Source organism: Oligoflexus sp., assembly GCF_035712445.1.
Classification (GTDB): Bacteria; Bdellovibrionota_B; Oligoflexia; order Oligoflexales; family Oligoflexaceae; genus Oligoflexus.
On record NZ_DASTAT010000074.1, the window covers coordinates 40,375 to 55,251 of the forward strand.

Here is a 14,877-nt window from a genome sequence, read left to right on the forward strand (position 1 = left end):
GTTTTAGGAGCTTTTTCGACAAACGGCTTTCCCAAATTCACTAAGGATGCGACTCACTCCAGTCGCTGATTCATAGCTATCAAAAGCCATCCTTCGCTGCCATGAAAAAACTGCGATGAATAATGCTGGCGGGGACTATTTGCTTCAAGACGGGTCAGACCTTGGGATTTGGGGTGGGCCGGATACCGCTGTGGAAAACGGCTCCCGCCCGGGAGGCGGGAACCCTTTGGAATTACAGACTGATGTTCATCTGCGCGGCAAAGATGTTGCCGTCGATTTCCGAGGAACCCACGACTTTCGCATAGAAAGGCTGGCCCACGAATTCGCGGGTATCGTTGATGCCGGTCTTGGTCTGGCTCACGCGGCTGTAGCCAAGGTCCAAGGACGCAGTTTCATTGAAGATATAGCTGCCGCCGAGCGAATAGAACCGCATGTCGCCCGTGGGGATGCGCAGCGTGCGGCGTTCGTTCGGAACAGGGGAGTTGTCATACGCGTAACCCGTGCGGAGCGTAAGACCAGGGGTCACAGCATAATCAAGGCCCACCGAGTAACGCAGGGCATCTTCCCAGCGCTCATCCACGCGACTGGCAACCGCGCCGCTGTCTTTTCTGTAGATACTGAGTTCTTCAAAGTTGCTCCAGCTCGTCTGCGTGATGTCGGCGCTCAACTGAAGGCCGGCACCCAGGCCCTGCACGTAGCTGAGGCTGATGATTTCAGGCAGCTGCAGCGGGGCAGTCGCGGCGAAATCACGGAAGGAATCCACGGTCGGTGTGCCTTTGAACGTGGTGTCACCTTCAAGGTTGGCATCGACTGTCGAACGGTAGGAAAGACCGATGCGGCTCGATTCCGTGAAGGACAGGAGTATACCGGCGTTCCAACCGTAGCCCCAGGCATCACCTTCCACCGAGCTGGAACCCAGAGTCTGGCCGTTGGGAGCGACGATCGCTTCACCTGTTTGCGGGTTCAGGGCGACAACACCGGGGGCGAGAAAAAGAGGGCTGGCCGAAGGGTTGGCCGAGGTCAGTTCCGCCTGGGCATAGACCGCGTTGAAACCAGCGCCGAGCGACAGCATGGGATTCAGCTTGATGGAGACGCTCGGGTTGATGTTGGTCGTGCGGACATTGGATTTCTCGGCCGCGATGCGACCTGCGAAGTCAGCATCGTAGCCGGTTTCGCTTGCAAAGTTCGAGAATACGCCGAGGCCGAGAGCGTAGTCTTCGCTCAGGGGATAAACTGCATAGAGAGCAGGAATAAGGGGGCGTTCTGGAGCTGCGTTGGCGCTGGATACGCCCTGGGCTTTGATGGCTGGAAGGCCAGCTGCCTGGAGAGCTGGGACGACGATGGTCGATTCTTCGACTTCAATTTTAAGATCGGCATCGATGGTCGCAGCCGATACACTGAATTGCGGTCTTTTAAGACGGCTCATGGCTGCAGGGTTGCTGCCGACAGTGGTGGCGTCTTCGCCAGCCGCTGCTTCGCCCGCATAAGCCCGACCGAGGCCGCGTGCGTTTTTTTCCACGATCTGATAACCACCGGCCAGGGCCTGGGGTGCGATAGCTGCGAGCGCAGCGACGATTGCACTGTTACGCATATGATTTTGCATGAATGAACTCCCTTGTGCTGTTTTTTATTTGCCGGACATTTTTTTCAGGACGTCGAGGAAAGCCACGGTCGGCGCGAAGATCGCCGGGCAAGTGCCGTGTCTCAGCTTCGGACCTTCGGCCGGGCTTGGGAACGTGGTGACCACAACGTTCGGGCCTGGGAAGGCTTCCTTCGCAACTTTCACCGAACTCACAGGCACGACTTCATCATCCACGCAGTGGAAGAAGAGGGTCGTGGAGCGCGGCTGCCAGCCTTGATTGGTCAGGCTCTGCGACTTCAGGTAGCCGCGGAGTTTCGCAGCTTCGTTCAACTTGGGTTCAGCACTCAGGAAATCAGCGACCAAGGCTGGTTCCAGCATCGCAGCGTTCTGCGTAGGGATCTTGGTGCCGATGTAGTCGTTATTGAATTGGCCAGTGAAAAGAGCGGAAACATTGGCAGTGGGCAGAGCGAAGATGGCTTCGGGATTGAAGTCATTCTGCGAAAGCCACTTGGTATAGGACAGAACGAGGAAAGGAATGTTCACAGGATGCACGGTTTCGCGCTGGAGGAGTTCCACGGCGATTGCTTCCAGGTTGTAAGGGCCGCCCGAGGGACCCGTGGCGACCAGAGGAAAGACGCCAGCGTAATTGGTTTCAATTTCTTTTTGCAGAGCGAGGGTCGCGTATCCGCCTTCCGAATAACCTTTCAGGAAGAGGGGACCTTTGCCGATCGTGTTCAGTTCTGCGAATTTGTAGGTCGCTTTCAAGAAGTCGATGCCAGCATCGGCATAGGCTCTTTCAACCAGATAGGGATGGAAGACTTTGCTGGACGAACCGTAGCCGATGTAATCCATCACCACGGTCACGAAACCTTGCGAAGCTTCGAAGATGCCTTCCGCTGGCGTGACCGAAGGCGCATCGGCTTTGCTGGTCACGGTTCCGTGCTGAACTCCGATCCAAGGATACGAAGCCTGTTTGCTGTCCGGAACGATCATCAGACCGGAAGCGACCACGGGCGTTGCAGCTGCGGTGGGCGTCGCGGGAGTTTGCGTCTGGTATTTCACGCGATAAATGTGAACACCATTCTGCGCTTGCAGTTTGAAGCCGGCGAGGATGGGGCCGAGGCGTTGCGCGACTTCATCTTGGCTCAGACTCACGACGTGCGTGGACTCGACCAGATCACCACGAGCGCTTTGTGCAGGCGCGTCGACCAATTGAAAATTGGCCGGACGATCCGGTTGCACGGATTCAACTTTACTGCCTTCAGCGCAGGCCAGAAGACTGGCAAGGGCGCCGCAGACCAAGACGGGGCGGATACGAATCATACGCAGATTCCTTCCAAGTTTGACGGTGGTTTCAGACTAAGGGACAGTGTAGTTTCTTAGGTGATAAGTCCAGGCTTTGCAATGGAAAAGCTTTTTCGGAAGGGAGGCGCGTGGACCCGTGTCACGTCAAGGCTGGCGCGTTGATCGGGCCCTGAAGGCAGGTTTTATTAACGTTTTGACCTGTCAGCGTCGGCAGCCTGGACAAAGGCGCCGCAGGCTGTGGCCCAGAAAGCGGAGCCACCGGGCCTGGCGGGGCGGGGCGATTCCAATTCGACTGGCCATCCGTTGATAGGCCTTCATTTGGGGCGCATGCTCGATCAAGAAACTCCAGGCGTCGAGACCGGATAAAAGTTCACCACCGCGAAGAATTTGAAGTTCGTTCGGCCTCGCTTCCGTTGAAAATTTGGAAATCTGTGATTCCTGCCAGGCCTCGACCCGCCAGCCGCTCGGAGGATTGTTCTGCAGAAGAGAAGCCAGTGCGCGGCACACCACGCAGTAATTATCGAAGAGCACAATCACATCCATCCCGAGTCTCCCAAAAAAGTAAAAGCGAACAAGCCAGCGCTGGCTTATCCGCTTCGGCCTCCTTGGAAGGATACCACAGATCCTCGTGATCAGTCGGCAAGGGCCCGGCCGACGTTCAGACGTCCACCGCTCATCACCCTTGTTTTCAAGGCTGAAATCGGATCCACGGTTTCCATGAGCCGGGCTTTGATTTCTTTCGCGGTCCAGTTCGGATGAGCCGCTTTCAGAAGAGCAGCCGCGCCCGCGACCACAGGAGCCGCCATGGATGTGCCGCTTAATTTTTGCGTGCGGGTGCCGAGCCAGGTGGAAAGCACGTTGCTGCCTGGAGCTGCGATATCCACGGTGCTTACACCGTAGCTTGAGTAAATGGCCAGAGCATCGGTCGAACCTGTAGCGGCAACCGACAGGATATTATCAAGATCATAACTCGCGGGCAGGGTTGCTTTCTTATCGTTGTTCGAGCCGTCGTTGCCGGCAGCAGCCACGAAGAGAAACCCTTGTTCGCCAGACTGAGCGATGAGTTCCTTCAAAGCATCCGGCTCATTCGGATCATAGGTATTATCCACCTGCCCACCCCAGCTGTTGCTGGTGATAGGAATGCCCATTTTATTAGCATATTCAATGGCCTTCAGGGCACCTTCGGTGTCCCCTTCGCCGGTCTTGCCGTCGATGAATTTCAGACCGACAATACTGACATCCCAGTTAACACCCACGACGTTCATGCCGTTATTGCCCTTGGCCCCGATCAGACCCGCGCAGTGGGTGCCATGACCGTGATCGTCCATGGGATCGTTGGTGTTCTTGACAAAGTTCCAACCGCGGAAGTCATCAACATAACCGTTGCCATCATCGTCGACACCATTGCTGCGCTTGTCCTTGCCCTTGGCGTCGAGTCCGCTTTCACCCGGGTTGGTCCAGTAGTTGGGAGCCAGATCCGGATGCGTATAGTTCACGCCGGTGTCGATCACAGCGACGACCACTTCCTTGTCACCGGTGTTCACTTCCCACGCCTGCGTGCTGGCTATGTTCTTATGATGATACTGCGACCCATAGCTGGGGTCGTTGGGCGTTTTTGAAATTTTGAAGATGCGGTTGGCCTGAACGTAAGCCACATCAGGGTTCTGACGCAAAGCTTCCAGAGCATCGGCTTCCATGCCCTTATCTGTTTCGACGACGAAGGCATTCAAAGTCGAAAAACTGTGAACGGGAGTAACCCCGGCGGCACGAAAGAGTGAGCGTGCGGCTGCGGCATCATCTTTCAAACGGACAATGTAACGATTCGGACGGTGAGGCTTCTCAAAATCAATCATACGAGCTTCGGCCAGGCTCACGCCTGAAACGCCTACACCTAAAAGAGTAGTCCATGCCGCCAGCATACCTCTCATAATCGGCTCCTTTTGCGAATTTGTATAAAAGCATCAGGGCGTCATCCTACTAAGGTCGGCCAGCTGGTCAATTCAATGATTTGGAACGAAAGCGCGTTAAGAATTCTTCGTAAGCTGGTGGACAACGTGGGAATCGCTTATAATTTTTTTTGTAGATCGCCAAGAGGACGAAGAATGGTTGATTTGTTAAGCCGTAAGGTTCTCTCGCTGTGTGCTCAGCAAAACCGTGAACTGGTGCGCAAAGCATTGGCCATGGCGAACTATAAAGTGAGCTTTATCAGCTCGCTGAGCGAAGTCACATCCGCCATCGCTGAATTCAAGCCGAGCGTTATGGTTCACGACTGGGCGGCCGTCGACGAAACCCAGACCCGTAAATTCCACCTCAATTTTGCCCGGACCAGCACCGCCACAGAGCTCGTGCGCGTTCTGATCGTGCCGGACGTCACGCCCAATCTTTTGGCCTTTGCCAACGATGCCCTCATCGAGCGCGTTTACAGCTACGGCTCGGCGAGCCTGAATCTGGGGGCGGAGCTGGATATGGTGACCTCGGTCCAGGATAAGAGTGAAATAGCCCAGCTCGTTCGCGAGACGCGGGCGGAAGGCTTCAAGTACGATCAGCAGAAACTGGATAGTAAGGTCGAGGAGCTTTATCAGAAGTTCCCCCACGATAACAAGGTGAAACTTGAATTCGGCAACCTGAACTTCCGGCAGAATAAATATGCCGAGGCCTTGGTCCTGGCTTCGGACCTCGTGGCGCGTGAGCCGCAGAACCTGCGAGCCATGAATCTGATGGCCCGGGCCATGATGAAACAGGGGCAGTGGGATAAAGCCTTGGAAACCCTGGAGCAGGCTCAGATCCTGAGTCCCTCCAATCCCGAGCGCCTCGTTATGATCGGCGATGCGTGCTATGGCAAGGGCGATCTGAACAAGGCCCTGCAGTGCTACGAAGAAGCCGCGGATCTTGATCCCGACATGGTTCCCGCTGCGCATCGGCAGATGGGGCAAATCAAATTGGAAATGGGGCAGGTCGAGGAAGCTCTCAATCTTTTCAAAAACAGCGTGTCCGAAGACGAGTCAGCTGGATTCTTCAATAATGCAGCGGTCGCCGCTGTTCGAGACGGCAAGCCGGAGCAGGCTCTGAAACTCTATGAAACAGCCATGCGGGCTCTCAAAACCAATCGCCTGAAGCCGCTGATTCATTTCAACATCGCCTTGTCCCATCGCCGTCTTGGTGACAACGAAGGTGCCGTCAAGCATCTGAAAAAAGCGCTGCAGATTGATCCCAATTATGAGAAAGCGAAGGTGCAGCTTGAGCAGCTGCTGCGACAGCCGCTGAAGAAATCATCTTGAAACAAAAAAAAGGGCCGAAAGGCCCTTTTGTTATATCGAGGGGCAGCTCAGGGGCAGACTTCCCTGAAGCTGATGTTTTTGGCGACGCGACCGGAATCTATGGATACGGTCCCGACTTTTGCGCCACAGGCTGTGACGAGTTCGAGCTTATTGATGACCTTGCCGGCGTCGATGTCCACGCAGTAAAGGGCGTTCTTGTTCATCATGGACAGACTGACTTTGGCGATTCGCGTCGCGGACTCGATCTTCACAAAGACAATTTCAGGATTGCTGCCGGCCAGCTGAAGATTGGTCTTTCTCAGCTTCTGCACATCAAGGGTAAACGTCCGAATATCAATCATGGCATCACTGGCCCAGGGCAGCCGTTCCCATTGGGGATAGCAGGCCGCGAGTTGCGCTTTAATCTCGGGCGGCAGGCTGGGCTTGGGCTTGCTGGGTACATCAGGATTTTTCACGGGCGCGGGACTTTTGGGCGTTTCCGTGACCTTGGGGGTATCTGTCGACGCAGGCTCATCTTTCGGAGCGGAGGTTGTCGACGGCAGAACGCTCGTATAGGTTTCCACTACTTCCTGGCTGATGATCGCCAGTTCATCACTGCGAATCGAAGCCGTAACGAAGGCCCCCTCTTCGGATGGCACCTGATAAACCTCGGCGTCGGATTCATCGTCCGCGGGAAGGCCGCTGGAGCGTTTGGATTCCATCACATGGTTATTGGAACAGGCGACGAGACCAAAGACCAAAGCGATTACGAATGACGTTTTCATGATTCCCCCAGTATTCTGTTGTTACCCAGCTTTATCCTGACTGTTGCAAAATCGAGGCCGCTGAACGTCACAAAAAAGTGATGCAAATTCAAAAATATGTGACGATCGCTGTGACCGTCCCGTCAGGAAAGTAGGGGGCGTGCTGGCCCTTTTTTTCGTGCGGAGGATGAATCTGGCGGCAAGTTCAGGAGGTTCCGGGCGTCACATTCAGACTTTGACAGTGATCCAACTTTAAACAGGGGCATCGAGGTCTTCAAAGATCTGTATCACGAGCTGCTCCAGGCGAGCTTTGCTGATCGGTTTTATGATCCAGGCCACGATATTCAGATCCTTGGCCTCGGACCCTCGGCTTTCAAATTCTGTCGTGATCATGACCACAGGACAGCTTAGAGCCCGGCCCTTGTCGCGTAAGCTGCGGAGGATATCAATGCCCGTCATGCCAGGCATTTGGTAATCCATGAGCACAAGGTCATAAGGCTGGGGCTGATTCTGCAAAAGCGCAAAGCCTCGGTTGCCGTCCTCGGCTTCCGTTACGTCAAGATCCTTGATGCCGCGCAGGGCATCCAGGATTCCCTTTCTTACCGATTCCGCGTCTTCAACGACCAATACTCGTCGCATTCACTTCCCTCCCTGCTGCATCGTACGCAATATATTTTCAAAGAAAGGCGATCCATGCGCAAGCTCTGAGGCCATTTCCAGATACTGCAGAGCCGCCTCCTGATTGGTGTGGAGCGCATGCGTCCGGGCCAAAAGAAGATAGGACTCGAATTGATAGAGCCGCGGCATCTTATGGATAAAGCCTGAAAGCTCCTGGCATTTGGCGATCGAATCAGCCTTTTTTTCCTGCAGGCTGAGCAGCAGGGCTTCATAGGCAAGGCAGCGAGCATAACCCAAACGATAGCCGATGGATTCCATCAGTGTTCGCGCCCTCGCGAGCTGACCTGCGCTTTGCTGCGGGTCTACATCAAGCCCCTCAAGACAGATCGCAAGGCCCAGGTTGGCCTGTATGAAGAGTGTCAGGTCATCGCTGCTGTGCGGAAAACTCTGAAGACCTCGGTTCCAGGTTTCATGGGCCTCCTTGCGACGGGACTGCAGCATGTAGCATAAACCCGAGAGCAGGTAGGCGAGGGACACGACCCACTCAGACTGTCCCTGCACGACGACCCGCTTCAGCAGGCGATGGCCGTCGTCGAGGCGATTTTTCCAAAGGAGACCAAGGGCTTCACAGAGATTGGCCTTGGCTATGACTTCAAAAAGCTCATAGTTTTTATGCGCGGGATCCAAAGGTCGGGACCAGCCTTCAACTCCCGATCCATTCATTTCCATGAGGGCCTGCATAGCCTCACACAGGGAACGATTCACATGCCCATGCTCCAAAACGTCGGGATGTACCGAAGTTTTATAGAGCAGCGCCACCTCGCGCCAAAGTCCCGAGTAAAGGCCAAGCCGAAGAAAGTCATCGCCGCGGATGCGCTCGGCCGGATTCAAGGGCTGCGACGGAGGCATGACCTCGGCGGGAATTTCCGGTGATAGCCAGGACAGTTCGCAGCCGAGCAGGGTGCTGAGCCTACGGACTTTGCTTTCCTCGATATAGTCGACCTTGCCCGCCAGCCAGCGGCTGAAGGTCTCGCGCGACACGCCAATATCCACGGCAAGGTCCATTTTTTTCAAACGGGCCTTGGCCACGGCGGACTTGAGATTTGAAACATTCAGCTTAACCCGGTTGGTCATGCACGACCGATCCTTTCCGTCCGCTCGTCACAGAAGCGTCACAAACTTATCGACCGCAGTCTCCCTTTTCCTAAGGGTTCGGCGATTTTATTTGCTCTTTTAGGGATTTGAGCCCATCCGGGTTGGAGTATTCGTGCGGCCGTGTCCTTGGGTAAGGATTGAGTTTTTCAGGAAAACTTGTGGCGCGTCCAAGTCCTGCATGTGACGCGCGTGTGACGTTGGCTATTTTTAATACAAGCCTTTAATTCCCCGTAATGTCAGCCCCTATCGCGACGCTTCAAATTCAGGCTCACATCGGGCGATAAGTCTTCCATACATTCACGGCAAAGTGCGTACCATGCGACAGGATTAGGGGGTAAGTCTTATGGCTCAAATATCTTGGCAGCCGGCGGGACAACGGTTTCTTTCCCGAATCAAGTTTGGACTGATGGAAGGAATTGCAGGTCCCATCGAAGCGGCATCGGAAAACGCAGGGGAAAGGGGCATCAGCCTCGTATCGGTGCTCATGGGCCTCGGCCTTGCGAGCATCCTGGCCATGGGAGTTTCCAAAACCATGGTCCTGGGTTTGAAAGGTCAGAAGAAGGTGGAGATTTATGCCGACCTCAGCAACACCCAGCAGCTGATCGCCAAATACATCGACTGCGACTACACTCTGGAGAAGGCCCGGATCGCGGCCGGCGTCACCAGCAATCAGCAGCTTTGCAACGCTAACGGGAGTTCGGAAAGCTCGCTGCTCCGCTCGTATCCTCTGCAGATTTATGTCAGGACGCAGGACGGATCCCGCCGTCCCTTGACCGAGGATTTGAATGCCCAATTCGATCGCAGCGGTAAAATCGGCAATTGGAGGCTCCGCGCTGCCTGTGACTGGACCAACCAATCCCTGGTCATACGAGCGGCTCAGAAGATCGATGGCAAGACCTTTGCGAAAGATCCACTGACTCAGGCACCTTTGGATTGGAGCAATGACAAGCTTCTCCTTTTTGGAGGCGCTCCTGGTCAAAGCCGCATCTGCTTGATGGGAACGCCGCCGTCCTCGACGGGCGCGATCGTCGGCACCAAGGTTGCTTTCCTCGATAGCCGCAAGGATCTGACGATTGATATCCCGGCCGAAGCCCAGTACACGGAAATCATCAGCGAGGGCCAGTTCCAGGGAACAGGCGATGTGGGCGCGGATGTGTCGGCGACCCGGACTCTCGTCAACATCAAAAACAAAACCTCATCCGGGATTCAGATGGTCAAGATCGGATCCAACGCAGGCAAAAGCCGCTCGGTTTTTTGGAATGACGCGAAGTTCGGGCGTGTTCCCGAATTTGAAGGTTTCGCCAATGAGTCGATGAGTGAAAATTTCCGCGACCAGAAAATGCCCAACCCTTTGATTGCAGACGGCGGCTCCAATCCCGACGGCAGCCATCGCATCGTTTATAGCGAGCGCGTGGCCGATCCCGGTAAAAACGGGCAGAGATGGTGGGGCAGCGCCGTCGTGATCAAGCATTTTTCCAAGTGATGCACGTTTGCGATTTTCGTAAATTTTCTTCGGCTTTTTGCCGATCAGGAGGTCAGTGTAAAAGGGACTGCGGCCGCATTTCATCAAGGGGTTCAGCTTCGTGGAAAATTACCTAAGGGAAAGATTTTCCATGATCGCGCTGCTCATCATGCTCCTGGGGACAGCGGGTTGTCGACTGGCACCCGCGGCCGACACGAAAGCCCTTCCCGTCGATCAGTGGCTTCAGGCGAACGGCGGTACCGTCCTGCTCACAGGGCCCTGGGATTTTTATTGGAATGCGCTGCTCAGCCCCACGGATAGTCTGCCCGAGGACGTTTCGCAGCTGGCTATGGGGCGGATTTGGAATGGCTTCGTGCAGAGCACCGGACGGGTCACTCCCTCACAGGGCAGCGCCACCTATCGTTATGTCCTGCGCGATCTTCCTCCGCACGCCGATGGCTACAGCCTTACATTCCGCTATGCTTTGACATCCTATCGCGCCTATATCTTCCCCGAAGGCAGACCCGAGGAAGCGCGGGTCGTGACCTCAGGCATCGTGTCCCTGACCAAGGAAGGGGCTGTACCCTCTCGGAAGTGGAACTCTGTCGCGTTTGGTTCGGACAGGATTGAGAATTGGGTGGTCCTGGTCCAGGTCAGCAACCATCACCACGAGCTCGGCGGTTTTCGTGAAGCGCCTTTTTTGTCCTTAGGCAATAGCTATCAAAGAAACTTTGAGCTTCAGCAGATAGGCACGTTCATATGCTTGGGGGCGATGGCCTCGATCGCCTTCTATAGCCTCATGCTTCACTTAAGACGCAGGACGGATCAAGCGGCGCTTATGCTGGCCTGCGTGGCCAGCCTCGTGATTCTTCGCGTGATCTTTTATAACCCCATACTCTACCAATATTTCTCGGATACCAAGCCCTTCTTCAAGATCCAGCTGCAGATTGATTTCATATCAGCATCCCTTGCCGTCAGCTTTTACATCCTGTTCCTGAACTCAAGCCTTACGGCGAAACTCCATGAATGGGTGTATCGAACGCTCGTGCTTTTCAACGTGTTCTATGTTGGCTTCGTTCTTGCGGCTTCGATCGAAGCTGTCACCCTCTATCGCCCCATGCTCCTCGCGTCCCTTGTGGTGAATGTCGGTCTCGGCGCCTATCTCCTCTTCAAAAGTCTTTACCAGCGTGCTGATGGAGTTTCCTATATCTTCGCTGGAACCCTGGCGGCTTTCCTTGCGCTGGTTCACGATACACTGATTCCCCAAGGGATCGTGTCCTCCACTCATATCATCCAGTATGGTCTCACCATCTTTCTGATCATCCACAGTCAGCTGGTAGTAAGGCGTTCGGCTCAGTCCTTTGCCGAGGCTGAGTCTTTGGCCGCCGCTCTGAATATCAAGAATGCCGAGATCGAAGCCTTCAACGAGAATCTGCAGTCCATGGTGGATTTCAAAAGCCGCGAAGTGCGCACGATCCTCGACCATATTCCGCAGGGAGTGCTTTTGATCGGCAAAGACGCAAAGGTAACGGGCGATTATTCAGCGAATCTGATCGAGCTCATCGGAACCAGGGACATAGCCGGGCAGTCCGTGATGGATCTGATCTTTCAATATTCCGATCTCGATTCGGACAGGCGCGATCGGCTTCTCCATTCGCTTCGAGCCGCGATAGGAACGCGCCGCTTGAGTTTCGATGTGAACGTCGACAACCTGCCCAAAGCCTTCACCCTGCAGATCGGGGATCGAATCCAGCACATTAAAGCCACCTGGACGGTCCTCACCAGCCGCAGAGGCCAGGTCGAATTCATCCTTTTGACCCTTTTGGATGTGACCAGCGAACTGCGTGCAGCCCGGGAACACGAGACGAAGCTGCGTGAATTCGAAATCGTCCGGCAGCTGCTCATGATCGAGCCCATGGATGCGGTGCGCTTTTTTGAATCCTCGGGAGCCTTGCTGCAGAAAAGCCGGCGCCTGCTTATCCTGCTTGGAGAAACGCCTGATCAGGCGATCATCAAAGAGCTTTTCATGCATGCCCACACAGTAAAAGGTTCCGCGCGGACTTTGAATCTGATGGATCTGGCAAACGCCCTGCATCAAGCGGAAGATACCTATCAGGAGTTCATGCAGCAAAGCGGCAAGGTGGATAGAGGGCGTTTATGGAATGCCTTCCATGCGGTGTTGGAAAGTTTTGAGCAGCATGAGGCCATCAACTTCCATCAGCTGAATCGTTCGCGCCAAGGGAAATCCCAGGCATGGACCCCTCCCCAGAGTTCGTTGTCCAGCCTGCTCGATCGTTTCCAGCAGCATGCCCTGCATTTGGCTCAGGACCTTGGCAGAGACCCTCCGAACTTCGTCTTTGAGGTGATCGAAGCGCCCCTTTCCGAAAGCCTGCTGGCCGTCCTTGATCAGTGCATGATTCATATCGTATCCAACGCGCTGGTGCATGGGATTGAAGCCAGCGAAGAACGCCAGCGAGCCGGCAAGGATCCGAGGGGCACCCTCCGTATCTCCTCGTTCCTGGATGGCCGCAACTTCGTCCTGCAGGTGTCGGACGACGGCCGCGGCCTCGCTTTGAAGGAGATATTCGCAGCCGGTTTGAAAGCCGGGGTCCTTCATGAGCAAAGCAGCGAGGACGAGATCCTGGAATCCCTTTTTAAGAGTGGCGTCTCAACGGCCGTTGAAGTTTCCCTTCATGCCGGGCGTGGGATCGGGCTTGATGCTGTCAGGGCTTATATCCTGCAGATAGGAGGGGCTGTCACGATTCGCCTGGATAAAGAACCAGGCTTTGATGATGGTCGCCGTCCGTTTACCTTGGAGCTTAGAATTCCGTTCGCCGTTCGGGATGCCGGCTGATCATCCGCTGGGTCGACTCAGAATCCTGTTGATCTTGGACAAACGGTTGTTTAACCTTGCGTTTTATCCATTACAACGGTCTGACTATCGACTGAAGGATGTCTCATGAAGAAGATTCTGTTTGGCCTCGCTTTGACTTTCCTGTCGCCCATGGTTTCCGCAGCTCCCTATGAAATCGACCGTTCCCACTCTGAGGTAGGTTTTGCGGTCAAGCACCTTGTGATCTCGACTGTCAAAGGCTCGTTCAAGGACTTTTCTGGTGAGATTGACTTCGATGCCAAAAATGTGGAAAAATCGAAATTCACGGCGAAAATAAAGGCCGGCAGCGTCTTTACCAATGATGAAAAGCGCGATGAGCATCTTCGCAACGAAGACTTCTTCTTCACCCAGAAGCACCCTGATATCCTCTTTAAAAGCACCAAGGTCGAAGGCAACAAGCCTGAGAGCTTCAAGGTTCATGGTGATCTTACGATGCGCGGCGTGACCAAGCCTGTGGTTTTGGACGTCACTTACAATGGTGAGGTCAAGGATCCCTGGGGCAATATGAAGGCGGGATTCACAGCCGTCACGAAAATCAATCGGAAGGATTTCGGCATTGTTTGGAATAAGGCCCTCGATGCCGGCGGCGTGACAGTGGGTGACGATGTCACGATTCAGCTCGAGATCGAAGCCAAGAAGCTTCCTGAAACCCGGAAGTCCTGAGACGGTCCCAGACCGCAGTAAAAAAAAAGGGCCGCCTGGCCCTTTTTTCATTCCTTGTCGACGGCTGCAGGGGGCGTCACGGCTTCTGAAGCAGCATCCGCGTCCTGAGCTTCCGCTTTGGATTCTGCGGGAGCGTCGCTCGAAATCTCAGCTTTGAATTCCTGCCACACGGTTTGATCACGCTGGGTCATGCAAGCCGACAGCGGGAAGAGCAGCATTGGGATCAGATACAAGGGGCGCATAGTCATCTCCTTTGGATGTCAGACACCCTTTATAATGCAAAGCCTGTTCCTTCATTAAATCCCATTATATCAATGACTTAAATTGAAGGATGAGGTTATATTCCCGACCCCTGCTCAGCTTTTGTACATCAGGCAGGGCGGCCCTGCGGCTGGGACTTGAGAAGCGGGATCATGAGGACCAGGGTCAGAAGTAAAAACGCGGGAGCCAAGAGAAAGGCCGTGCCGATTCCAAGAGTATCCGCGACCCGACCCACCGACACATGCATGAAGGCCAGCATCATCTGCATGCAGACATAAACATTCATCATCATCTGTTTCCATGTGCTCGGAAACTTGATGCTGATCCGCGCCATGGACAAAGGAAAGAAAGGGCCCACGATGCCCATCAGCGGCAAAGCCCAGCTATGCCCCTGCTGCCCGAGAATGCCAAACAGTGCCCCCAGCGTGAGGCAGCCGACCAGGACCAGGGTTTCATAACGTGGCCGCACCAGAAGAAAGCAAAGAAAACGCGTGAGCCCGATCATCAGAAAAAAGCCCATCTGATACTGAGCGGCATCCTCAGGCTTGAAATTCTGCTGACCGACCATCAGCGTGTTCATCCACATCGAAGCCAGAACTTCGCCGGCCACATAAAAGGAAAAGACCACGAGCATCAGGATCGCTGTGCTGTTCCATCGGGCTCCAGTGGTGGCCGTTTGCCTCGTCGGAGGCTCGATGACTTCGGGCGGCAGTATTCTGTAATAGCTGAAACCCAAAAGGAGCATGACCAGCGATGAACCCGTGAACAGCCACCACCAGGGTTTCTCGGCATGCGTCAGCGCACTGAAAAGAAGAGGTGCAATCAGTGAACCTGCTCCGTACATCACCTGCTGCATGGCCACATAACGTCCGCGAGACTCGGCAGGGCTGCCCCGAACCGTCAGAATACTGCTCAGG

13 protein-coding genes are annotated in these 14,877 nt (G+C 54.8%); 4 read left to right on the forward strand and 9 right to left on the reverse strand.

The genetic code is table 11. From position 1 onward, the window contains the following. Window positions 1-232: 232 nt before the first annotated feature. From VFO10_RS17055 to VFO10_RS17070, 4 genes are all read right to left on the reverse strand, one after another. Window positions 233-1,603 (reverse strand): OmpP1/FadL family transporter, encoded by a 1,371-nt coding sequence (locus VFO10_RS17055; protein WP_325142328.1) that lies wholly within the window; start codon window positions 1,601-1,603, stop codon window positions 233-235. Window positions 1,604-1,627: 24 nt separating this feature from the next. Next, a complete protein-coding gene (locus VFO10_RS17060) occupies window positions 1,628-2,905 on the reverse strand; it encodes an alpha/beta hydrolase family protein (RefSeq protein WP_325142329.1) in 1,278 nt (425 codons plus the stop codon). A 183-nt stretch (window positions 2,906-3,088) separates the two neighbouring features. Then, the gene (locus tag VFO10_RS17065) at window positions 3,089-3,430 is read right to left on the reverse strand and encodes a hypothetical protein (protein ID WP_325142331.1); all 342 of its coding nucleotides are present in this window, start codon (window positions 3,428-3,430) and stop codon (window positions 3,089-3,091) included. A gap of 89 nt (window positions 3,431-3,519) precedes the next feature. Beyond that, window positions 3,520-4,815 carry a S8 family serine peptidase gene (locus tag VFO10_RS17070; protein ID WP_325142334.1) on the reverse strand — a complete coding sequence of 432 codons (1,296 nt, stop codon included), beginning with the start codon at window positions 4,813-4,815 and terminating at the stop codon, window positions 3,520-3,522. 174 nt (window positions 4,816-4,989) lie between these two features. On the opposite strand from VFO10_RS17070, the gene VFO10_RS17075 reads away from it, so the two are divergent. Continuing rightward, complete coding sequence (locus tag VFO10_RS17075; protein ID WP_325142337.1) at window positions 4,990-6,165, forward strand: tetratricopeptide repeat protein; 1,176 nt, start codon at window positions 4,990-4,992, stop codon at window positions 6,163-6,165. A gap of 47 nt (window positions 6,166-6,212) precedes the next feature. Here VFO10_RS17075 and VFO10_RS17080 read toward each other — a convergent pair whose 3' ends face one another. The 3 genes from VFO10_RS17080 to VFO10_RS17090 all read right to left on the reverse strand — a co-directional run bounded on the left by VFO10_RS17080 (window position 6,213) and on the right by VFO10_RS17090 (window position 8,660). Then, a complete protein-coding gene (locus VFO10_RS17080) occupies window positions 6,213-6,929 on the reverse strand; it encodes a hypothetical protein (RefSeq protein WP_325142339.1) in 717 nt (238 codons plus the stop codon). A gap of 231 nt (window positions 6,930-7,160) precedes the next feature. Next, entirely contained in the window at window positions 7,161-7,547 is a 387-nt protein-coding gene (locus tag VFO10_RS17085) for a response regulator (protein ID WP_325142340.1), read from the reverse strand. Beyond that, on the reverse strand, window positions 7,548-8,660 hold the full coding sequence (locus VFO10_RS17090) for a helix-turn-helix transcriptional regulator (protein ID WP_325142342.1): 1,113 nt from the start codon (window positions 8,658-8,660) through the stop codon (window positions 7,548-7,550). 364 nt (window positions 8,661-9,024) lie between these two features. On the opposite strand from VFO10_RS17090, the gene VFO10_RS17095 reads away from it, so the two are divergent. From VFO10_RS17095 to VFO10_RS17105, 3 genes are all read left to right on the forward strand, one after another. Continuing rightward, the gene (locus VFO10_RS17095; protein WP_325142344.1) at window positions 9,025-10,164 is read left to right on the forward strand and encodes a hypothetical protein; all 1,140 of its coding nucleotides are present in this window, start codon (window positions 9,025-9,027) and stop codon (window positions 10,162-10,164) included. Window positions 10,165-10,294: 130 nt separating this feature from the next. Beyond that, window positions 10,295-12,997, forward strand: coding sequence for a 7TM diverse intracellular signaling domain-containing protein (locus VFO10_RS17100; RefSeq protein WP_325142345.1), 2,703 nt, complete (start codon window positions 10,295-10,297; stop codon window positions 12,995-12,997). Window positions 12,998-13,102: 105 nt separating this feature from the next. Continuing rightward, window positions 13,103-13,699: a YceI family protein gene (locus tag VFO10_RS17105; RefSeq protein WP_325142347.1), complete on the forward strand. Its 597-nt coding sequence runs from the start codon at window positions 13,103-13,105 to the stop codon at window positions 13,697-13,699. A 47-nt stretch (window positions 13,700-13,746) separates the two neighbouring features. On the opposite strand, the gene VFO10_RS17110 is transcribed toward VFO10_RS17105, so the two are convergent. Both VFO10_RS17110 and VFO10_RS17115 read right to left on the reverse strand, forming a co-directional pair. Continuing rightward, window positions 13,747-13,941, reverse strand: a complete 195-nt coding sequence (locus VFO10_RS17110) for a hypothetical protein (RefSeq protein WP_325142349.1) — start codon at window positions 13,939-13,941, stop codon at window positions 13,747-13,749. 128 nt (window positions 13,942-14,069) lie between these two features. Further along, window positions 14,070-14,877 (reverse strand): MFS transporter (locus VFO10_RS17115; protein WP_325142351.1); only part of this gene is annotated, 808 nt, incomplete at its 5' end.